This is a genomic window from Sulfitobacter sp. KMM 9851, from assembly GCF_057178245.1.
Map to the genome: position 1 here is coordinate 154,791 of NZ_CM169991.1, position 20,774 is coordinate 175,564.

The 20,774-nt window shown below is 60.4% G+C and carries 22 protein-coding genes; 13 read left to right on the plus strand and 9 right to left on the minus strand.

Features of this window, described 5'->3' with window-relative positions:
• Window positions 1-55 precede the first annotated feature (55 nt).
• Together AC1965_RS00765 and mutM are read right to left on the minus strand one after the other, a co-directional pair.
• Window positions 56-832, minus strand: a complete 777-nt coding sequence (locus tag AC1965_RS00765; protein ID WP_483885405.1) for an enoyl-CoA hydratase — start codon at window positions 830-832, stop codon at window positions 56-58.
• A gap of 63 nt (window positions 833-895) precedes the next feature.
• Window positions 896-1,747, minus strand: coding sequence for a bifunctional DNA-formamidopyrimidine glycosylase/DNA-(apurinic or apyrimidinic site) lyase (gene mutM / locus AC1965_RS00770; RefSeq protein WP_483885406.1), 852 nt, complete (start codon window positions 1,745-1,747; stop codon window positions 896-898).
• Window positions 1,748-1,847: 100 nt separating this feature from the next.
• On the opposite strand from mutM, the gene ubiE reads away from it, so the two are divergent.
• Together ubiE and ubiB are read left to right on the plus strand one after the other, a co-directional pair.
• Complete coding sequence (gene ubiE, locus AC1965_RS00775; protein WP_483885407.1) at window positions 1,848-2,600, plus strand: bifunctional demethylmenaquinone methyltransferase/2-methoxy-6-polyprenyl-1,4-benzoquinol methylase UbiE; 753 nt, start codon at window positions 1,848-1,850, stop codon at window positions 2,598-2,600.
• A 1-nt stretch (window position 2,601) separates the two neighbouring features.
• A complete protein-coding gene (gene ubiB, locus AC1965_RS00780; RefSeq protein ID WP_483885408.1) occupies window positions 2,602-4,134 on the plus strand; it encodes a 2-polyprenylphenol 6-hydroxylase in 1,533 nt (510 codons plus the stop codon).
• A gap of 62 nt (window positions 4,135-4,196) precedes the next feature.
• Here ubiB and AC1965_RS00785 read toward each other — a convergent pair whose 3' ends face one another.
• Window positions 4,197-5,378 carry an acetyl-CoA C-acyltransferase family protein gene (locus AC1965_RS00785; RefSeq protein ID WP_483885409.1) on the minus strand — a complete coding sequence of 394 codons (1,182 nt, stop codon included), beginning with the start codon at window positions 5,376-5,378 and terminating at the stop codon, window positions 4,197-4,199.
• Between the two features lie 158 nt (window positions 5,379-5,536).
• Here AC1965_RS00785 and AC1965_RS00790 point away from each other — a divergent pair, with 158 nt between their 5' ends.
• The 3 genes from AC1965_RS00790 (at window position 5,537) to tdh (ending at window position 8,424) form a co-directional block, all read left to right on the plus strand.
• Window positions 5,537-6,103, plus strand: a complete 567-nt coding sequence (locus AC1965_RS00790; protein WP_483885410.1) for a helix-turn-helix domain-containing protein — start codon at window positions 5,537-5,539, stop codon at window positions 6,101-6,103.
• Window positions 6,104-6,199: 96 nt separating this feature from the next.
• The gene (locus AC1965_RS00795) at window positions 6,200-7,387 is read left to right on the plus strand and encodes a glycine C-acetyltransferase (protein WP_483885411.1); all 1,188 of its coding nucleotides are present in this window, start codon (window positions 6,200-6,202) and stop codon (window positions 7,385-7,387) included.
• Window positions 7,384-8,424 (plus strand): L-threonine 3-dehydrogenase, encoded by a 1,041-nt coding sequence (gene tdh / locus AC1965_RS00800; RefSeq protein ID WP_483885412.1) that lies wholly within the window; start codon window positions 7,384-7,386, stop codon window positions 8,422-8,424. The genes AC1965_RS00795 and tdh overlap by 4 nt, the downstream gene beginning before the upstream one ends.
• 12 nt (window positions 8,425-8,436) lie before the next feature.
• Here tdh and AC1965_RS00805 read toward each other — a convergent pair whose 3' ends face one another.
• Both AC1965_RS00805 and AC1965_RS00810 read right to left on the minus strand, forming a co-directional pair.
• The gene (locus AC1965_RS00805) at window positions 8,437-9,165 is read right to left on the minus strand and encodes a metallophosphoesterase family protein (protein WP_483885413.1); all 729 of its coding nucleotides are present in this window, start codon (window positions 9,163-9,165) and stop codon (window positions 8,437-8,439) included.
• Between the two features lie 65 nt (window positions 9,166-9,230).
• Complete coding sequence (locus tag AC1965_RS00810; protein ID WP_483885414.1) at window positions 9,231-10,190, minus strand: LysR family transcriptional regulator; 960 nt, start codon at window positions 10,188-10,190, stop codon at window positions 9,231-9,233.
• Window positions 10,191-10,286: 96 nt separating this feature from the next.
• Here AC1965_RS00810 and AC1965_RS00815 point away from each other — a divergent pair, with 96 nt between their 5' ends.
• Together AC1965_RS00815 and AC1965_RS00820 are read left to right on the plus strand one after the other, a co-directional pair.
• A complete protein-coding gene (locus AC1965_RS00815; RefSeq protein ID WP_483885415.1) occupies window positions 10,287-10,739 on the plus strand; it encodes a cupin domain-containing protein in 453 nt (150 codons plus the stop codon).
• Window positions 10,740-10,760: 21 nt separating this feature from the next.
• Window positions 10,761-11,135, plus strand: a complete 375-nt coding sequence (locus AC1965_RS00820; RefSeq protein WP_483885416.1) for a hypothetical protein — start codon at window positions 10,761-10,763, stop codon at window positions 11,133-11,135.
• 50 nt (window positions 11,136-11,185) lie between these two features.
• Here the strand turns inward: AC1965_RS00820 and serA are convergent, their stop codons facing one another.
• Both serA and AC1965_RS00830 read right to left on the minus strand, forming a co-directional pair.
• A complete protein-coding gene (gene serA / locus AC1965_RS00825; protein ID WP_483885417.1) occupies window positions 11,186-12,781 on the minus strand; it encodes a phosphoglycerate dehydrogenase in 1,596 nt (531 codons plus the stop codon).
• Window positions 12,782-12,836: 55 nt separating this feature from the next.
• The gene (locus AC1965_RS00830; RefSeq protein ID WP_483885418.1) at window positions 12,837-13,976 is read right to left on the minus strand and encodes a phosphoserine transaminase; all 1,140 of its coding nucleotides are present in this window, start codon (window positions 13,974-13,976) and stop codon (window positions 12,837-12,839) included.
• Window positions 13,977-14,134: 158 nt separating this feature from the next.
• Between AC1965_RS00830 and serB the strand changes: the two genes are divergently transcribed.
• The 4 genes from serB to AC1965_RS00850 are packed head-to-tail and all read left to right on the plus strand — an operon-like array spanning window position 14,135 to window position 16,151.
• Entirely contained in the window at window positions 14,135-15,010 is an 876-nt protein-coding gene (gene serB, locus AC1965_RS00835; protein ID WP_483885419.1) for a phosphoserine phosphatase SerB, read from the plus strand.
• Window positions 15,011-15,058: 48 nt separating this feature from the next.
• Window positions 15,059-15,391: an ArsR/SmtB family transcription factor gene (locus AC1965_RS00840; protein WP_483885420.1), complete on the plus strand. Its 333-nt coding sequence runs from the start codon at window positions 15,059-15,061 to the stop codon at window positions 15,389-15,391.
• On the plus strand, window positions 15,381-15,815 hold the full coding sequence (locus tag AC1965_RS00845) for an SRPBCC family protein (protein WP_483885421.1): 435 nt from the start codon (window positions 15,381-15,383) through the stop codon (window positions 15,813-15,815). Before AC1965_RS00840 ends, AC1965_RS00845 begins: the two co-directional genes overlap by 11 nt.
• 21 nt (window positions 15,816-15,836) lie before the next feature.
• Window positions 15,837-16,151: a YciI family protein gene (locus AC1965_RS00850; protein WP_483885422.1), complete on the plus strand. Its 315-nt coding sequence runs from the start codon at window positions 15,837-15,839 to the stop codon at window positions 16,149-16,151.
• A 73-nt stretch (window positions 16,152-16,224) separates the two neighbouring features.
• On the opposite strand, the gene AC1965_RS00855 is transcribed toward AC1965_RS00850, so the two are convergent.
• Complete coding sequence (locus AC1965_RS00855) at window positions 16,225-17,205, minus strand: asparaginase (protein WP_483885423.1); 981 nt, start codon at window positions 17,203-17,205, stop codon at window positions 16,225-16,227.
• A 179-nt stretch (window positions 17,206-17,384) separates the two neighbouring features.
• On the opposite strand from AC1965_RS00855, the gene AC1965_RS00860 reads away from it, so the two are divergent.
• Window positions 17,385-17,915 carry an invasion associated locus B family protein gene (locus AC1965_RS00860; protein WP_483885424.1) on the plus strand — a complete coding sequence of 177 codons (531 nt, stop codon included), beginning with the start codon at window positions 17,385-17,387 and terminating at the stop codon, window positions 17,913-17,915.
• A gap of 150 nt (window positions 17,916-18,065) precedes the next feature.
• The gene (gene rlmN, locus AC1965_RS00865) at window positions 18,066-19,259 is read left to right on the plus strand and encodes a dual-specificity RNA methyltransferase RlmN (RefSeq protein WP_483885425.1); all 1,194 of its coding nucleotides are present in this window, start codon (window positions 18,066-18,068) and stop codon (window positions 19,257-19,259) included.
• 85 nt (window positions 19,260-19,344) lie between these two features.
• Here rlmN and AC1965_RS00870 read toward each other — a convergent pair whose 3' ends face one another.
• The gene (locus AC1965_RS00870; protein ID WP_483885426.1) at window positions 19,345-20,487 is read right to left on the minus strand and encodes an NAD(P)/FAD-dependent oxidoreductase; all 1,143 of its coding nucleotides are present in this window, start codon (window positions 20,485-20,487) and stop codon (window positions 19,345-19,347) included.
• Window positions 20,488-20,774 lie beyond the last annotated feature (287 nt).

Sequence of the window (20,774 nt, forward strand, 5' to 3'; positions counted from 1 at the left end):
GTGATTTTGGGAGAAAACGATTGCGCTGCGACCTACTGGCCGCAGCGCGGGGGCGTTATTTGTCGCGAAACTGGGCTTCACGCTTTTCAAGGAAGGCGGACATGCCCTCTTTCTGGTCTTCGGTGGCGAACAGCGAATGGAACATCCGGCGTTCAAACAGCAGACCTTCGCGCAGCGGTACCTCATAGGCGCGGTTCACCGCCTCTTTGACAACCATCACCGTGATCATTGATTTTTCGGCGATTTTGCCAGCGGCACTCAGGGCCTCTTCCATCAGTTTCTTGACGGGAACGACACGCGATACCAAGCCCGAGCGTTCGGCCTCTGCCGCATCCATAAAACGACCGGTCAGGTTCATGTCCATTGCCTTGGATTTACCGACAAGGCGCGTCAGACGTTGGGTGCCGCCGATCCCCGCCACGACCCCAAGATTGATCTCGGGTTGGCCAAACTTGGCTGATTCTGAGCAGATGATAAAATCGCACATCATCGCCAGTTCGCATCCACCGCCCAGCGCGTAGCCTGACACAGCCGCGATGATGGGTTTGCGGATGCGCAAGATCTGGTCCGTTTCGGGCGTGAACAGATCACCAGCAAAGACATCGACAAAGCTCTTGTCGCGCATCATTGAAATATCGGCTCCGGCGGCAAAGGCCTTTTCCGACCCGGTGATCACGATGCAGCGCACTTTTTCGTTGTCCTGCGCATTTTTCAGCGCATCGGCCAGCTCGCCCAGCAATTCATCGTTCAGCGCATTCAGCGCATCCGGACGGTTCAGGGTGATCAGGGCCACATGGTTGTCCACGTCCACAGTGATCGTTTCGTAAGCCATCAAGAATGCTCTTTGTTGTTGCGCTCAGAAGCATGGCATATCATGCGGTCTGCGCGTTTCAAGCTATCTTTGGCATTGCGCGCAATAGAAGGAGGACCGCCCGGCCTGCACGATTCGCGCCACCGTGCCGCCGCACCCGGGCCTGCGACAGGGCGCGTTTTCGCGGCCATAAACGTCAAACCGGTGTTGGAAATAGCCCAGTTCGCCATCCGCCTGCCTGAAATCTTTTAACGACGATCCTCCGGCCTCAATCGCTTCTGCCAGCACCTGCCGAATGATCGGGACCAGCCCCGCTACCCGTGCCGCGGATATGCGCCCGGCCTTGCGCGCGGGATGAATGCCCGCCCGGTAAAGCGCCTCGCAGACATAGATATTTCCTAAACCCGCGACGATGCGTTGGTCCAGCAGCGCGGATTTTATGGGTGTGTTGCGCCCCGCCAGCGCGGCCACAAGATGGGCCTCGTGGAAATCATTGCCCAGCGGTTCGGGACCAAGCGCAGCCAACAATTTGTGTTGTTCCGCCGTTGCCGTCGGCAGCAAATCCATCGCGCCGAAACGCCGGGGGTCATTAAAGGTGATGCGTGCGCCATTGGCCATGTGGAATACCACGTGATCATGCTTTTCCGGGGTCGGATGATTGTGTTGAAATTGTCCCAGTGGATCGCCAGAAACCAACATGCGCCCCGACATCCCCAAGTGAATCAGCAGTGATTCCCCGCCGTCCATATCTGCCAGAATGTACTTTGACCGGCGCCGCAGTAGCAGCACCTTTTGCCCGGTCAGTCGTTCTGCCATCCGGTCGGGAAAGGGCCAGCGCAGATCGGGGCGATTCACATCGGCGCGGGCAATCACCTGTCCCTCCATCGCGGGCCCCAACCCCCGGCGCACGGTTTCTACCTCTGGCAATTCTGGCATTATCGTTCCCCTCGGTTGCCGCCTGTGACAAATGGCACGCATTGTACCTGCCCCCCGGCGCTCTATAACAAGGACGACAGACAAAGGACCACAAGAGCAGATGACCCAAGACGCCGATAAAACCACCCATTTCGGGTTTGAAACCGTGGCCGAAGGGGAAAAGGCCGGACGCGTGCAGGGTGTGTTCAACTCTGTCGCCAGCAAATATGACATCATGAACGATGTCATGAGCATGGGCATCCACCGCATTTGGAAAGAAGCGATGATGGATTGGCTGGCCCCTAGACCCGGTCAGCGCCTGCTGGACGTGGCGGGCGGCACTGGTGATGTGGCGTTCAAGTTCCTCAAACGGGCCGGCCACGGCCACGCCACGGTGCTTGACCTGACCGAGCCGATGTTGATCGCGGGGCGCAAGCGTGCCGAGGCCGACAGTCTGATTGAAAGCCTTGATTGGGTGGTGGGCGACGCAATGGCGCTGCCGTTCCCCGACAACAGCTTTGATGTCTATACGATCAGCTTTGGCATCCGCAACGTGACCCGCCCCCAAGAGGCGCTGAACGAAGCCTTCCGCGTGCTGCGGCCCGGCGGGCGTCTGATGGTGCTGGAGTTCAGCCAACTGCCTAACCCCGCGATGCAGAAAGCCTACGATCTTTACAGTTTCAACGTAATACCGCGTATGGGCCAGATGATTGCAAATGACCGCGACAGTTATCAGTATCTGGTCGAATCGATCCGCAATTTTCCGGATCAAGAGACTTTTCTGGCAATGGTGCGAAGTGCCGGGTTCGAACAGGCGAAATACCGTAACCTGACAATGGGTGTGGCCGCACTGCACTCCGGCTGGAAGTTGTAAGATGCGTGGACCACATAACATCTGGCGGCTGATCCGTACCGGCGCAACCCTGGAGAGGGCGGGCGCCATGAATGTGGTGCTCGATGCCTTCGAGGCGACGCCAGCCTTGCGTTTCGTCGCCCGCGCACTGGGGTTGCCGTTCAAGTTTCTTGGCTACAAGGGTGATCCGACGATGCCCCCCGCCACCCGCGCACTGACAGCGCTGGGGCCTGCCTATATTAAATTTGGTCAGGTCCTGTCGACGCGTCCCGACGTGGTGGGCGATGATCTGGCTGTGCAATTGCGGGTGTTGCAGGATAAACTGCCCCCCTTCGACACCGCACTCGCCAAGGCCGAGGTGGTCAAGGAACTTGGGCGCCCGCTTGATCAGATGTTCTCCGAATTCAGCGAACCAGTTGCTGCCGCCTCCATCGCACAGGTGCATCATGCACGCATGGCAGACAGTGGCGAAGAGGTGGCGGTCAAGGTCCTGCGTCCTGGCATCGAAAAGGCGTTTCGCAAGGATATCGACGCTTTCTATCTCGCCGCCCGAGTGATCGAGACCTTCTCGCCCGGCTCTCGTCGGCTGCGCCCGGTCGAGGTGATCGACCATTTTGACGGTGTGGTGCGGGGCGAGCTGGATCTGCGGCTCGAAAGCGCTGCGGCCTCTGAATTTGCCGCCAATACCAAGGATGATGCGGGCTTTCAGCTTCCTGAAATCAAATGGAACTACTCCGCCCGCCGCGTGATGACACTGGGTTGGGCCGACGGCACGCCGCTGGGTGATAACGCCGCGCTTGATGCCGCGGGTCATGACCGCGTGAAGCTGTCCGAACGGGTGCTTGAGCTGTTTTTGAATCACGCCCTGCGGGACGGTTTCTTTCACGCCGACATGCATCAGGGCAACCTCAAGGTCGCGGCGAACGGTGATATCATCGCTTATGATTTTGGGATCATGGGCCATATTGATGCCTATACCCGCCGGGTCTATGCCGAAATCCTCTATGGTTTCATCCGCCGCGATTACATGCGTGTCGCCAAGGTCCACTTCGAGGCGGGCTATGTCCCCGCCGATAAGGACGTCGATGAATTTGCCCGCGCCCTGCGCGCGGTGGGCGAACCGATTTTCGGCATGGACGCGACCGGCATTTCGATGGCGCGGCTGCTGGCCTATCTGTTCGAGGTAACCGAACGCTTTGGCATGGAAACCCGCACCGAACTGATCTTGTTGCAACGGACGATGGTAGTGGTCGAAGGCGTTGCGCGGTCATTGAACCCGCATATCAACATCTGGCAGGTCGCCAGCCCGATCGTGACCAGCTACATCACCAAATCCCTTGGCCCACGCGCCATGTTCGCTGACCTGCGCGACACGGCAATGGTCTTGGCCCGCTTTGGCCCGCGCCTGCCAGGACTTGTCGAACAGGCGCTTAACCGACAGGGCCATGAGCCAGTGCAGCGCCGCCCACGATTCTGGCGCTGGATCGTGCTGACGGCGCTGCTGTCCGGGGTAACCGGGGCCATGACCTTGGCCGTGATCGACGCCCTTCTTTAACTTTCTTTCTGGTTGAAATATTCCTGCGGGGGTCTGGGGGCGCAAGGCCCCCAGCGCGCGCCTCAGGCGATGCGCTCAATGGCCAGCGCGATCCCTTGGCCGCCGCCAATACACATCGTAATCAACGCTTTGCGGCCCTGGATGCGCTCCAGCTCATACAGCGCTTTGACGGTGATGATCGCCCCTGTGGCCCCCACCGGATGACCCAGCGCAATCGCGCCGCCATTGATGTTGACGCGCGCAGCGTCAAAGCCCAGCACCTTGCTGACGGCAAGCGCCTGACTGGCAAAGGCTTCGTTGCTTTCGATGACGTCGAAATCGTCCACCGTCAGACCTGTGCGCGCCAGAAGGTTTTGCACCGCCGGCACTGGGCCTATGCCCATAACTTCTGGGCGCACGCCGGCGTGGGCGTAGCCGATGATCCGCGCCCGGGGGCGCAGGCCCGCGCCCTGCGCCGCCTCGGCGGTGGCCAGCACAAGCGCTGCCGCACCGTCGTTGATCCCGCTGGCGTTTCCGGCAGTTACACTGCCGTCTTTCTGAAACACCGGGCGTAGCCCGGCGAGGGCGTCGGCGGTGGTGGCTTTGGGGTGTTCGTCGGTGTCGAAGGCAACCATGTCACGCTTCACGCGCACGTCGACCGACACGATCTGGTCGGTAAAGTGGCCTGCGGAAATAGCCGCTGCCGCGCGCTGCTGGCTCAGCAAAGCAAAGGCGTCCTGAGCATCCCGGCTAATCCCATGTTCTGACGCGACATTTTCGGCGGTGACCCCCATGTGCCCGGTGCCAAACGGACAGTTGAGCGTGCCAAGCAGCATGTCCAAGCTGCGGGTATCGCCCATTTTTTGGCCCCAGCGGGCGTCGGGCAGGATGTAGGGTGCGCGCGACATGCTTTCGGCACCGCCCGCGAGGGCAAAGTCTGCATCGCCCAGCATCAGGCTTTGGGCAGCCGAAACAAGCGCTTGGACCCCGGAGCCGCAAAGGCGATTCACATTCATCGCGGGCACTTCGTCTGGGATGCCCGCATCGCGCGCGGCGACGCGGCTAAGATACATATCACGCGGTTCAGTGTTGATAACATTGCCGAAAACCACGTTACCGATCTGGCCCGGTTCGACCCCTGCGCGCTGCATGGCCTCGCGCGCGACGATGGTGCCAAGGGCGCTGGGCGGCGTGGCGGCCAGCGCGCCGCCGAAGGTGCCGATGGCGGTGCGTGCGCCGCCGAGGATGACGATATCTTTGGACATGGGATGGCTCCTGTTGCGTTTCGGTTAGTATGGAATGCGGGTGCAGAAAAGTCAGCGGGAACGTCCCGTCACAGGCTGTGCACAAATTGTACACCAACTGTACACCGCCGCAGCGCAGCATCCTTGACTTGTAGCGCCGGGCGGGCGATCTATCCGTCATGACGGAAAACGCTGACAAGATACTGACGCAGCTGCCCGCCCGCCTAAAAGAGGCGCGGCAAGGGCAGGGGTTGTCGCTGGACGCGGTGGCGAAACTGTCAGGCGTGTCGCGGTCGATGGTCAGCCAGATCGAGCGTGGTGAATCCAGCCCGACGATTGCGACGCTGTGGAACCTCACGCGTGCGCTTCAAGTGGATTTCGCGGGGCTGCTGGATGGCGCCACCGCGCCCGCGCAAATCGAGGTGCTGCGCGGGGCTGCGGTGCCGACCATTAGCAATCTGGGCAGCGGGTGCCGGATTAAAATCCTGTCGCCCCCCGAAGAGGCGGGCAAGCACGAGGTTTACGAGCTGCTGATCAGCGATGGTGGTATGCTGGAGAGCGCCCCGCATACCCGCGGTGCGCGTGAACATCTTAGTGTCTTTGAAGGTGCTGTCGAGGTGACAAGCGGGGGCAGCGTCGAGGTATTACACGCTGGTGACACGGCGCGCTATGCGGCTGACGTGCCCCACGCGATTCGCGTCGTGAACGGCCCGGCGCGCGCATTCCTGGTCGTGCAAGACGCCTAATTTCCGAAAAATCGGAAATTTTCCGCTATCTTGGATTTCCCCTATTTCGGAATCAAATCCGCTATGGTAGATTTGGTCCGAGAAGGAGATATCGCAATGACCCAAGCCTTTCTGGACCACATCAGTGCCACCCTTGCCGAGATTGACGCCGACGGGATGACCAAGCGTGAACGCATGATCACCACGCCACAGGGCGGACGGATCAATGTGGGCGAACGTGAGGTGATCAACCTGTGCGCCAACAATTACCTGGGGTTGGCGGATCACCCGGACCTGATCGCCACGGCCAAGGCAGCAATGGACGAACGCGGCTATGGCATGGCGTCCGTGCGGTTCATCTGTGGGACCCAGGACATTCACCGCGAGTTGGAGCAGAAGCTGGCGGCCTTTCTGGGTAAGGACGACACGATCCTCTTTGCCGCTTGCTTTGACGCGAATGGCGGGCTGTTTGAGCCGCTGTTGGGACCAGAAGATGCCGTTGTATCGGACGCGCTGAACCATGCGTCGATCATTGACGGTATCCGCCTGTGTAAGGCCAAGCGTTATCGCTATGCCAACAGCGACATGACCGATCTGGAAGGGCAGTTGAAACAGGCGCGCGAGGATGGCGCGCGGTTTATCATGATCGCTACAGATGGCGTGTTCAGCATGGATGGCTATCTGGCCAAACTGCCCGAGATCGTGGCGCTGGCGCAGAAATACGACGCCTTGGTGATGGTCGATGATTGCCACTCCACCGGGTTCATGGGGCCAAAGGGTGAAGGGACGCCTGCGCATCACGGTGTTGAAGTGGATATTCTGACAGGGACGCTGGGCAAAGCGCTGGGCGGCGCGATCGGCGGCTATATCGCCGGTCCGCAGGCGGTGATTGATCTGCTGCGGCAGCGCGCACGCCCCTATTTGTTTTCCAACTCTCTGCCCTCTGCCATCGTGATGGCGGGCATCCGGGCGCTGGAACTGGTCGAACAGGGCGACGAGCTGCGCGCGCGTTTGTTCGAGAACACGGCCTATTGGCGTGCTGGACTGGAAAAGCTGGGATTTGATCTGCTGCCGGGCGAACACCCCATCGTGCCGGTGATGCTGGGTGAGGCACAGCTGGCTCAAGACATGGCGGCGCGGCTGTTTGATGAAGGGGTCTATGTATCGGGCTTCTTTTTCCCGGTCGTGCCACGCGGGCAGGCGCGGATACGTACACAGATGTCGGCCGCACTGACGCGGGATGATCTGGACCGCGCGCTGGCGGCTTTCGAAGTCGCGGGCCGTGCCTGTGGGGTGTTGAAATGACCACAAATGAAATGAAGGCGCTGAGCAAGCTGCACCCCCGCGAGGGGCTGTGGATGACCCATGCCCCGGTGCCGGAGATCGGCCCCGATGATGTGCTGATCAAGATCAACAAAACCGGGATCTGCGGTACGGATATCCATATCTGGAACTGGGATGACTGGGCGTCCAAGACCGTTCCGGTGCCGATGATTACGGGCCATGAATTTGCCGGGCAGATTGTCGAGCTGGGCCGCAATGTCGAGGGTCTTGAGATCGGGCAGCGTTGCTCTGGTGAGGGGCATCTGATTGGCAAGCAGTCGCGGCAAAGCCGGGCGGGCAAATTTCATCTCGACCCGGCGACGCGCGGTATCGGGGTGAATGAACAGGGCGCCTTTGCGCAGTATCTCAAACTGCCTGCGTTTAATGTGGTGCCCTTGCCTGATGAAATCTCGGACGACATCGGCGCGATCCTCGACCCATTAGGCAATGCGGTCCACACGGCGCTTAGCTTTGATCTGGTGGGCGAGGATGTTTTGATCACGGGGGCGGGGCCGATCGGGATCATGGCCGCCGCCGTGGCGCGCCATGTGGGCGCGCGGCATGTAGTGATCACGGATGTAAATCCGGACCGTCTGGCGCTGGCCCAAAAGGTTGCTGATGTGGTGACGGTGAATGTGGCCGAGGAAGAATTGGCCGATGTGATCCCGCGGCTAAAGATGAAACAGGGCTTTGACGTCGGGTTGGAAATGTCGGGCAATCAACAGGCGCTGGACCAGATGATCGAGGCGATGACAATGGGCGGGCGCATTGCGATGCTGGGCATCCCGCCGGGCAAGTCGCCGGTGGACTGGAGCCGGATCGTTTTCAAGGCGATCACCATCAAGGGTGTTTACGGGCGCGAGATTTTCGAGACCTGGTACAAGATGATCGCCATGCTGGAAAATGGTTTGGACGTGTCTGCCATCATCACCCATCGGTTCAAGGTCGACGATTTTGAAACCGGGTTCGCCGCGATGAAATCGGGCCAGTCGGGCAAGGTTGTGCTGGACTGGACGTAAGTTGACGCAAAATCAGGGCCGCAGGCGATTGCGGCCCTGGGCGGTCAGGACCCAGCAATCGGTGGCTTCGAACACAGCGGCGGTCAGCGGTTTGCCATAGCCTGCCCCGGTGTCGAGGTTGATGCGATTGCCGTGGTGGCTGGCGGATTTGACCGGGGTGTGCCCGTGTACGATCAGTTTCGGATGCGGCGCGGTGACGGCGTGAAATTCGTCGCGAATCCACAGCAGGTCATGTTCGGATTGGTCGGCCAGCGCTACGCCGGGGCGGATACCGGCATGGGCAAAGAACAAGTGTTCAATCTCATGGTTGAGTTTGAGACCCCGCATGAATGTGACATGAGAAGAGGGGATGGCACTGCGGGCCTCGGCGTGGATGTCGCTTAGGCGACGTTTGTCGGTGACTTTCAGGCCGTAGGACCGCAGGGTTGTGTCGCCGCCGAGCCGTTCGTGCAACCAGTATAGCGCAACAGGCAGGTGGGCGTCGTGGCGCGGGCTGTCCTCAAGAAACCAATTGAACATGCGGTCGTGATTTCCCATCAGGAAGGACCAGTTGCGCCCCTGCAACTGGCCATTCGCTAGCGTATCAAGCACGCCGCAGCTGTCAGGACCCCGGTCGGTGTAATCGCCTAGGAACACGACGCGCGCATCTGGGCCACCGTCGCTTTCGATCAGATCAAGTACGCGGGAAAGTTCGGCTGCTTGGCCGTGGATGTCGCCAATGGCGTAGATGGGACTGGTCATGGGGACTTTCTGTTCTGCTTGGGTCTGGTCATGTCGCAAAATGGAAGGACTGAAAAGGGGGGAGCTCAGCCTCGGGCAGTCAACTTTGGTTCGCCCGCGTTTAGCGGAGCCATCAGCGCCGTGATTTGTTCGCGCAGCCAGCGGTGGGCCGGGGCTTGGGTGGCGCGCTTGTGCCAGATCATCGTGATCAGGGGGGTCGGCATGGCAAAGGGCGTTTCGTAGACTGCAATGTTGAGTTTTGTGGCCATCTGGTGCGCCATTTGCTGCGGGACAAAGGCGACGTGATCGCTGCCGGCCACGGCGCTGAAGACGCCGTAGAATACCGGCAGCGTCATCACCACGCGGCGGGTACGCCCCACTGCGGCAAGCGCGCGGTCGCCCATGGCGGCGGTCTGGCCCTCGGGTGAAAACAAGATGTGGCCCAGGTCGCATAGCAGGTCGAGCGGGATTGCGTCGCCGGGGACAAGGCTGGCACGCGTGAGGTCGGGGTGATCCTTGCGTGCGATGACGGCAAAGCTGGAGTTGAACAGCGGCTGCCAGTCGATCCAGCCGGGGCAGTCCATCTGGGGGATCAAGGCCAGGTCGACTTCGTGCGTCTTGAGCGGCCCGGCGTGATCATCGGGGACCAGATCGACCAGTTGCAGCAAGATGCCCGGTGCCAACCGTGCGAGGTGGTCGCCAAGACGGGGCATCAACATTTCGGCAAAGAAATCGCTGCCGGAGATCACAAAGCGGTCCGTGGCGTTGGTCGGATCAAACTTTGGCGGGCCGGACAGCAGCGCCTCAACATCGTCGAGGGCGATCCGCAGGGGATCAGCTAGACTGTGAGCGTAGTCTGTAGGCTCTAGCCGCTGGCCCACGCGCACGAAAAGCGGATCGCCAAGTGCAGCACGCAACCGTCCCAGCGCGGCCGAGACTGCCGGCTGCGAAAGACCGATGCGGCGGCCGGCGGCGACAGTGGAATTCTCGCGCAGAAGCGCGTCCAACACCCGCAACAAGTTGAGGTCGAAGCTGGATAAATTCATGCCGTCAATAATAGGAATAATAACTATGAGTTTCTACAATTAATGCCGGTATGAGACGATGGGGCCATAGAAAGAAGGATTTTCAGGGAGGCCGATTTGAGTACCCAATCATTTTCCGGTCCCGAGTCAGTGGACTGGCTCGGGACACAATATGAGATCATCCTTTCCAAGCAGGCCAGCGGCGGGGCCATGTCTATCGTCAGCGCGGAGGCACCGGTTGATTCTGGCCCACCCCTGCATGTTCACATGGACGCGGACGAAACGTTTGTCATGCTGACGGGCCGCGCCGAATTTATGCTGCACGGCGCGCGATCGGTCGTCAGCGCGGGAGAGACTGTATTTGTGCCGCGCGGTCATGAACATACCTTTCGGGTGCTGGGGCCAAAGCCAAGCCGCCAGTTGGTGATCCTAACGCCGGGCGGGTTCGAGGGTTTCTTTATGGAGATGGGGCGCGATCAGTTGGCGATCCCCGCCGATATGGAAGAAATCACCCGGCGCGCAGCGCGGTACCATCTGACATTCACTGGCCCGCCCCTGTCGGCGGCATAAATACGGAAAGGTTGCCTGCCTATGCGCGGTATTTCATTTACGTTTTTGGTATGCGGCACGGTTGCCGTATTAATCGGTATGGCATGGGGCATCCAGATGGCCGCGAGCGGCGATCATGGTCTGTCACCTGCACATGCGCACCTGAACCTGCTGGGCTGGGTCAGTTTTGCGATATTCGGGTTCTACTATCATCTGGTGCCCACAGCCGCGCAAAGCCGTCTGGCAATGGTGCATCTGGGGCTGGCGCTGGCGGGGTTGGTGGTGATCGTGCCCGGTATTGCCATCGCACTGACCGGTGGCGGGGAGGCAATGGCCAAGATCGGGTCGATCCTTAGCCTGCTGTCAGGCGTTACCTTTCTGGTGGTGGTCTTGCGCAGCAGGGCTGCGACAGCCTGATGTGAAAAGCGCCCCGATTTGGGGCGCTTTTCGGTTCTCAAAGCCGTGGCTTAGGCCACGTCGAATTGCAGCGGTTTGATTTGGCGGAACATGCCTGTCGCCTTGAGTTTGGCGATCACCGGTGCGGGCACTTCATCGTCGACATAGAGCAGGGCAATCGCTTCGCCCTTGGCAGCGGAACGGCCAAGGGTGAAGTTGGCGATGTTCACGCCATTTTCGCCCATGGTCTGACCCAGGGTGCCGATGATGCCCGGCACATCTTCGTTGGTGGTGTAGAGCATGTGTTCGCCCACTTCGGCGTCGATCTGGATGCCCTTGATCTGGATGAAGCGCGGCTTGCCGTCCGAAAACACCGTACCCGCGATGGAGCGTTCACGCTTTTCGGTCACCACTGTCACTTTGACATAGCCGTCAAAGACGCCGGATTTGTCCTGATTGGTGGTGCTGATCTGGATGCCCTTTTCGCGGGCGACCACGGGGGCCGAGACCATGTTCACATCCGGATTGGCGCGTTTCATGATGCCCGCCACAACGCCACAGTTCAGCGCCTTGAGGTTCATCTGCGCGACCGAACCGTCGTAAAGGATGTTAATTGCCTTGATCGGTTCATCCGTCATCTGACCGATGAATGCCCCCAAGTGGCCCGCCAGTTTGACCCATGGGCCCATGACCTTGGCTTCTTCTGCCGTGACCGACGGCATGTTTAGCGCGTTGGTCACCGCACCCGTCAGCAGGTAGTCCGACATCTGTTCTGCCACTTGCAGGGCCACGTTTTCCTGTGCCTCGGTGGTGGCGGCGCCAAGGTGTGGGGTGCAGACCACGTTGGGCAGGTTGAACAGGACGTTTTCCTTGGCGGGTTCTTCGGCGAAGACGTCAAAGGCGGCCCCGGCAACGTGGCCGGATTTCAGCAGTTCTGCCAGTGCTTCTTCGTCCACCAGACCGCCACGGGCGCAGTTGATGATGCGCACGCCGGGTTTGGTTTTGGCGAGGTTTTCACGGCCAAGGATATTGGCGGTTTGATCGGTGTAAGGCACGTGCAGGGTGATGAAATCGGCGCGGGCCAGCAGATCGTCAAGCTCGACCTTCTCGACGCCCATTTCTTCGGCTTTTTCTTCGCCAAGGAAGGGGTCGTAGGCGATGACCTTCATCTTCAATGCGCGGGCGCGGTCGCAGACGATGCCACCGATGTTGCCTGCACCGATCACGCCGAGGGTCTTTCCTGTCAGCTCAACCCCCATGAATTTGGACTTTTCCCATTTGCCTGCGTGGGTGGAGGCCGATGCCTCGGGGATTTGGCGGGCGACGGCGAACATCATCGCGATGGCGTGTTCGGCGGTGGTGATCATGTTGCCAAAGGGCGTGTTCATCACGATCACGCCCTGTTTGGAGGCGGCGTCCTTGTCGATGTTATCGGTGCCGATCCCGGCGCGGCCGATGACCTTGAGATTGGGTGCGGCGGCGAGGATTTTTTCCGTTACCTTGGTGGCAGACCGAATGGCGAGGCCATCGTAGTTGCCGATGACGGCGGCCAGTTTGTCCTTGTCCTTGCCCAGATCAGGCTGGAAATCGACGTCGATGCCACGGTCGCGAAAGATTTGAACGGCGGCTTCCGACAGGCTGTCGGAGATGAGTACTTTGGGAGCCATGTTGGTGGTCCTTTATTGAATATTATAGGGAGGCGAGGGCCGAGGCCCGCGACAATTATGCGTTGATTTCAGCCTCAAACGCCCAAGAAAGCCACGGCAGCATGGCCTCTACATCGGATGTTTCCACCGTGCCGCCACACCATATCCGCAGACCCGCAGGGGCGTCGCGGTAGGCCCCGACATCCAGTGCCACATCTTCATCGGCCAGACGTTTGGCGACCGCTTTGGCAAACGCGGCACCGTCTTTGATGCGTGTGTCCGTAAAGCGTAGGCAGACGGATGTGTTCGACCGTGTTGCGGGATCACTGGCGAGGAAATCAATCCAGTCATGGTTTGCGACGAAATCGCTGATCGCCTTGGTATTGGCATCGGCGCGGGCGATCAGCCCCTTGAGGCCACCCACGGATTTCGCCCAGTCGAGCGCCAGCAGGTAATCCTCGACACAGAGCATCGACGGCGTGTTGATGGTTTCACCCTTGAAGATACCCTCAATCAGCTTGCCGCCCTTGGTCAGGCGAAAGATTTTCGGCAGGGGCCAGGCTGGGGTGTAGGATTCGAGCCGCTCCACCGCGCGGGGTGACAGGATCAGCATGCCGTGGGCTGCTTCGCCGCCCAGCACTTTCTGCCAGCTGAAGGTCGTTACATCGAGCTTGTCCCACGGCAGGTCCATCGCGAAGGCGGCAGAGGTGGCATCGCAGAGCGTCAGGCCGGCGCGGTCCGCAGGGATCGCATCGCCGTTTGGCATCCGCACGCCGGATGTGGTGCCGTTCCATGTAAAGCAGACATCGTTGTCATAGTTCAGCGCGGCCATGTCGACGATCTCGCCATACTCAGCGGTATGCACTTGCGCGTCGATTTTCAGCTGTTTGACCACATCGGTGACCCAGCCCGCGCCGAAGGATTCCCAAGCGACCATTTCGGCAGGGCGTTGCCCTAGCAGGGACCACATGGCCATTTCGAACGCGCCGGTGTCGGAGGCGGGCACGATGCCGATGCGGTAGTCGGCAGGCACGCCGAGGATCTCGCGCGTGGTTTCGATCGCGTCCAGCAGTTTCGCCTTGCCGGGGGCGGCACGGTGGCTGCGACCCAGCGGTGCGCCGCTGAGTTTGGACAGATCAAATGTGGGGATTTTGGCACAAGGGCCGGATGAAAAACGCGGGTTCATCGGCCGCGTGGCCGGTTGTTCTATGGTCATGTCTGCTATCCTTACAGATAAATGCCCTTCGTTGGGGAAGGGTGTCCCGCCTCGTGGCTTATGGGGTGGCGTGGGCTGGCACAAGTCGCAAAATGAGACTAGGACGCCGCCTAAGACGCATTTTGCGGCACCCTCTGGCGCGGATCGGAAACTTTTGAATGTATACTGCTGTTTTGCTGACCTCCCCCACCACACCCACGCTGGACCCGGCGCTGGTGGAAAGCCTGCGCAATGCTTGGGGTGGGGGCGATGCGGTTTGGCTGGCGCCCGATGTGGCGGCGGAATTTGCGCTGGGGGCAATGCCCGGGAACCGTTGGGAGGTCTGGCAGAGCTGTCAGGCGCTGGGCGTTGATCTGGTGGTGGTGCCGACGGAGGGGCGGCGCAAGCAGATGTTGCTGGCAGATATGGACAGCACAATGATCGAACAGGAATGCATTGACGAGCTGGCCGAAGAGGCGGGTGTAGGTGCGCGGGTCAAAGAGATCACGGCGCGGGCGATGAATGGGGAATTGGATTTTGACGGCGCGTTGAAGGAACGGGTGGCGCTGCTCAAGGGGTTGCACGTGAGTGTGATCGACAAGGTGCTGGCCGAGCGCATCACCCTGATGCCCGGCGGACGCACCCTGTTGGCGACGATGAAGCGCGACGGGGCCTATGCGGGACTGGTGTCTGGCGGGTTTACCGCATTCACGGCCAAAGTGGCGGGGTTGCTGGGCTTTGATGAAAACCGCGCCAATACGTTGCTGGTGCAGGATGACGTGCTGGTGGGTGAGGTCGGCATGCCAATATTGGGGCGCGAGGCCAAGGTGACGGCGCTGGAGGAAATTACCGCCCGGCTTGGGTTGGCCGAGGATCAGGTGATTGCCGTGGGCGACGGGGCCAATGATCTGGGCATGTTGCAGCGTGCGGGTATGGGCGTGGCGTTGCACGCAAAACCGGCGGTGGCAGCGCAATGTGATCTGCGGATCAACTTTGGCGATCTGACCGCGCTGTTATATATTCAGGGATATGCCCGCGACGATTTTGCGACCTGAAATATTTAGCACCTTGATTAATTAACCACATTGTTAAATAGTGGGGGCATGAATCATCTTGCCCCCATCTTTGCCGCACTTTCCGATGAGACCCGCCTTGCAGTGGTCGAACGCCTGATGCGTCAGGGTGCTGCGCCGGCAGGGGTGCTGGTCAATCACGTGGGTAAATCCGGGCCAGCCGTATCGCGCCACCTGAAAGTCTTGCGCCAGGCGGGCATCGTGACACAGCGGGTCGATGGCACCAGCCGCGTCTATGCCATAGCCCCGGAGGCGATCCAGGCCGTGGCAGACTGGACCATTTCGCATCGCGCCTTTTGGGAGGCTGGTCTGGACCGGCTCGAAGCGGTGTTAGCAGAAACGGTCGGGGGCGATGATGACTGATATCCGATTAGCGCGCGACTTTGCGGTGACGCCTGCGCGCCTGTTCAAGGCACTTTCGACCCACGCGTTACTGATGCAATGGTGGGGCCATGACGGGATGCAGATTCCCGACGAACGACTTGATTTCAGCCGCCTTGGCCCGTGGCACGCGGTGATGATCAGCGACGAAGGCAACCGTTTCAAAATGTCCGGGCAGGTGACACATGTCGACCCGCCGCACAGCATCGGCTTTACTTGGGGGTGGCATGATCCCGATGATCAGCGCGGCCCGGAAAGCCATGTGATGTTTACGGTCGAGAAGACACCGACGGGCGCGCGGCTGACGATTGATCACCGTGCATTGCCAAATGACGACGTGGCGCGCCAGCATGAAAAAGGCTGGGGTGGACCCCTGAACAGGCTGGAACGCCTGCTTGCCGAATAACCAACCAAGGAGGAAAGAACGATGCCTGATTTCATGTTTGCCTACCATGGCGGCAAAATGCCCGAGAGCGAAGAAGAAGGCGCGCGGATGATGGCCGCCTGGGAGGCGTGGTATACCGAGTTGGGCGATAATGTCGTTCACCCCGGAAATCCGGTGGGCATGTCCAAAACGGTCAGCGCCAAGTCTGTGACGGACGACGGTGGGCCCAATCCATTGTCCGGTTTCACTATTGTGCGCGCTGCCGACATTGACGCGGCCTGCAAGATGGCGGCGCGGTGTCCAATGGTCGCCGATGGTTCCGGCACCGCCGAGGTCGCGCCCATCGTCGAGATGTAGCGCGACCCTATTTTCACTTTTTTGGACTAAAAATACCTTCTGTCGGTGGCTGCAGGCGCCACCGATGAATGGGTCAGGCCAGCCCGGCCGCCGGTTTCAGCATACCCGTTTCAACGCCGCGCCAGTTTTTGATCGGCGCGTTCATGCGCTTTAGGGCGGCGGGGTGGTTTGCATCCAGCGCGCCCAACCGCACCAGCAGTGCCGTGATGGCGCATTCGGCGGCGCGGGTGGTGCCGCAGGCGGCCTTGAGCGCGATACCCAATTTGCGGTCCGGCAGAATCGCGATGAAGAAGCCCTCTGCCCCGGTTTTTAGCGCCACCTTGCCGTCCATCGCGCGCATCAGCTCTGTGCAGGCCCGGCCCTCGCCAGCGACCAGTTCCGGGTGTAGACGCATCGCCTGCTGCAGGCGGGCCTCGGCCGATCCATCGGGTGCTGCGGCAAAACGCGCCATGGCGCGGGCCATGCCGTGCAAGGTGCTGGCGTGGTTCGGGGCGGAACAGCCGTCGATGCCATACCCGGCCGAGGTTTCGCCAACCGCATCCTCAAACGCGTCGAGGCAGGCGCGCTGAACCGGGTGGTCAAGGTCGATATATTCAGGGCCCGCGCCCAGATGTTTGCTGAGGGTCAGAAAACCTGCGTGTTTGCCGGAGCAGTTGTTATGTATTTGGCATGGGCTTTCATGAGCGCGGATCAGGGATTCGCGGGCGTCGCGGTCGTTGGGTTCTTGTGGGCCGCAACGAAAGGCACTGTCATCCAGACCCAGTGTATCCAGCCAGACGCCAACACGGTCGGTATGGATCGCCGCCCCCTGATGTGACGCACAGGCCAGTGCGAGTTGTTCGGTGCTCAGCCCGGCGGCATCGGCGGCCCCCGAGGTGATCAGCGGCAAGGCTTGCAGCATCTTTGATGACGAGCGTGGCAGGATCACGGCCTCGGGATTCCCCCATGCCTCGACGATCTGGCCGCTGTCATCGCAGATCACCGCATGGCCGGAATGTACGCTTTCGAGGAAGGGACCGCGCCATATTTCAGCAAAGGGAGCCGGGTTCACCATCAATTCATCCTTTTAGTGGGCGAAAACCTGCCAATCAGGCTTTCGTCTGTCGCGTGTTTGACGTTATTATGATTGTTGTCGAGAAGATAACAGGCGCTGGCAAGAGAGCAACCCACGCAAGGGGGGCCAAGGGGCGGTTGGTAGATGATTGAGGTCAAGGACGGCTGGAGGCTGGACAGATGGGAATGATGAAAGCATGTGGTCTTGCGTTGGGGGTTACGGCCCTGATGGCAAGCAGTGCATGGGCACAAGATCAAAGCACAAACCGGGTGGCGGCGAAAACCGACTGGAGCGTGTTTGTCGAAGATAACCCGACCGAATGCTGGGGCGTGTCGACGCCAAAGGAAATGGTGAACTCGCGCGATGGTCGTGTGGTTGCGGTGAACCGCGGCCAGACCTTGCTGATGGTGTTTTATCGTCCTTCGGCAGGTGCCAAGGGGCAGGTGGCCTTTACCGGTGGCTATCCCTTTGCATCGGGGTCGACCGTCAATATGAACGTCTCGGGCACGCAGTTCGAGCTGTTTACTGAGGGCGAGTGGGCTTGGCCTGCGACGACAGAGGACGACAACAAGATCATCACGGCGATGAAACGCGGTGCTGATGCGGTGCTAACCGGCAAGTCCGGGCGTGGCACCCAAACTCAGGACACCTTTTCCTTGCTGGGCTTTACCGCTGCTGTCGAGGATGCGGAAAAGCGCTGCGGCGGGTAAGTCACGCAGCACTGATCGACGTGACAGCCCTGCACACTGCGGGGCTGTTTTGTTTTGTGCCGGTATCGCGGCAGCCCTTGGGCCGACTCCTTTTGCAAATGGCGCGGAACCTTATATAGAGGCCCATCTACTCTGATCGGAGATTCTTCCATGTCTGTATCTGACACGCCATCCGCGCCCATCACCCAAGATGTGATGACAATTCCGCGTAAATTGCCGGAGGGGCCAATCAATCTGGTGGGTCTGACCCGCGAGGCCATGCGTGCCGCGTTGATCGCCCATGGCACGCCAGAAAAGCAGGCCAAGATGCGGGTTGGGCAGATCTGGCAGTGGATCTATCAGTGGGGTGTGCGCGACTTTGACAGTATGACCAACCTGTCGAAAGCGTTTCGCGCCGAACTGGCTGAGGCCTTTGTAATCGCGGTGCCGGAAGTTGTAACCAAGCAGCTCAGCGAAGACGGCACGCGGAAATATCTGGTGCGGATCGCTGGCGGGCATGAGGTTGAGGTCGTCTACATCCCCGAAGAAGGCCGCGGCACGCTATGCGTATCGAGCCAGGTGGGCTGCACACTAACGTGTTCGTTCTGTCACACTGGTACGCAGAAGTTGGTGCGCAACCTGACCGCCGCCGAGATTATTGGTCAGGTCATGGTGGCACGGGATGATCTGGGTGAATGGCCGGAGCAGGGACCGCTGAAAGAGGGGCCGCGCCTGTTGTCCAATATCGTTCTGATGGGCATGGGCGAGCCGCTGTATAACTTTGAGAACGTGCGCGACGCGATGAAAATCGCCATGGACGCCGAAGGCATCCAGTTGTCGCGCCGCCGGATCACCCTTTCGACCTCTGGCGTAGTGCCGGAAATTCACCGTACTGCGGCCGAGATCGGCTGCCAGTTGGCGGTGTCATTTCACGCCACCACGGATGAGGTGCGCAACAAGCTGGTGCCGATCAATAAACGCTGGAACATCGCCGAACTGCTAGGGGCACTGCGGGAATACCCCAAGGTCAGCAATTCCGAACGGATCACCTTTGAATATGTGATGCTGGAGGGGGTAAATGACAGCGACGCCGATGCGCATCGGCTGGTCGAGCTGATCCGTGGCATCCCCGCCAAGATCAACCTGATCCCCTTTAATGAATGGCCCGGCGCACCTTACAAGCGGTCCTCGAACAACCGCATCCGCGCCTTCTCGGAGATCGTATATCAGGCCGGTTATGCCAGCCCGGTACGTAAGCCGCGCGGCGAGGATATTATGGCGGCCTGCGGTCAGTTGAAATCGGCGACTGAGCGGGCGCGCAAGTCGCGCAAGGAAATCGCGGCTGAGGCCGGTTTGGACAGCTAAGTATTTCGTACCGTCCGCGCGATCAAACCGGCCCCGGGGGGCCAGCCCCCCGAGGGTATTTTTGGTCGAAAAAAGCCAAGCCAGCCTAGCGCGGTTCCGAGAGACCTTTGCGTTCGCGGGCGAGGGCGCTGATGGTAACGCCTTGGGCGGCGATATCGTCTGGGATATCCTGATGCATCACCAGCGCGGCGGCCGTGCGGGCCATGGCGGGCGCGGTTTGGATGCCATAACCGCCTTGACCAGCGAGCCAGAAAAAGCCTTCGGCTTGGGGGTCATATCCGACCACGGGATCGCCGTCGGGCAGGAAGCTTCGCAGCCCGGCCCATTTGTTTTCGATCCGCCGCATGGGCAAGTTAAAGGCGTTTTGAATACGGTCGACGCAGATGGCGATATCCAGTTCTTCTGGCTGGGCATCGCAGGGCGCGCTGGGCGCTTCATCGGCGGGCGAAATCAATAGCTTACCGGCGTCGGGTTTGAGATAAAACTCTTCTTCGACGTCCACAACCATGGGCCAGTCATCTACGTTCATGCCGTCTGGGCCCGCCACGATCAGCACGGTGCGGCGTTTCGGCGTCAAGCCCGCAGGGCGCACGCCGGCCAGTTCGGCCAGTTCGTCGGCCCAGGCTCCGGCGGCATTGATGACCACGGGCGCAGCAAAGTTTCCCGCCTTGGTTTCGATCTGCCACGCCCCATTTTTTCGCTGAACCGCGCGCACTTCGGCATCAAGGCAAAGCGTGCCACCCGCAGCGCGAAAGCTGCGCAGGTAGTGCTGGTGCAGGGCATTTACGTCGATGTCGGCTGCGGTGACATCGCGCAGGCCCGCGGCGGCATGGCCGCGTCGAAGCAGGGGCACTTCGGCCTCGATCTCGCGCACTGTCATGAGTTCGACGTGGGGTTGTAGCGCGACATATTGATCCGAAAGCACATCCATCTGATCGTCGCGGGCGACGAAGACCACGCTTCGGGGGCGCAGCAGCGGATGATCCACGTGTGGGCTATCCGGGGTGTGGAAAAAACTGGCAGAGGCGCGCGACATTGCCCGTATTACCGGAGGGCCATAGGTTTCGGTGAACAACGCGGCAGACCGCCCCGTTGAATGGCGGCCCGGCATGGTTTCACGCTCGACCAACAACACGCGGCGATGCGCGGCCAGTTCTGCGGCCACCGAGGCGCCGGCGATGCCCGCCCCGACCACAATGCAATCAAAGGTCGCTGCCGTATCACCCATTGTCAGCTCTCCTTTGGGTGGAATGCTAACACCGGGTTTCAACACGTAAAAGGTATAACTTTCTAGTTTTAAACCGGGAAGGTGCGGCCGATGCGCGCCTGTTGCCGGTTGAAGGTGTTGCACGGGAATCCAATCCAGGCAGCGTGTGGCGTTACCCTGTGGTGTGCAAATGGGGCTGTGACGTTGTGGTTCAAGGGGGGTGATTGGGTCGATCAAACGCCGGGGGACTGTTTCCAATGCGGTGGGTCGATCGGGCGTATCTATACCAAAGTCGGGGGATTCGGATG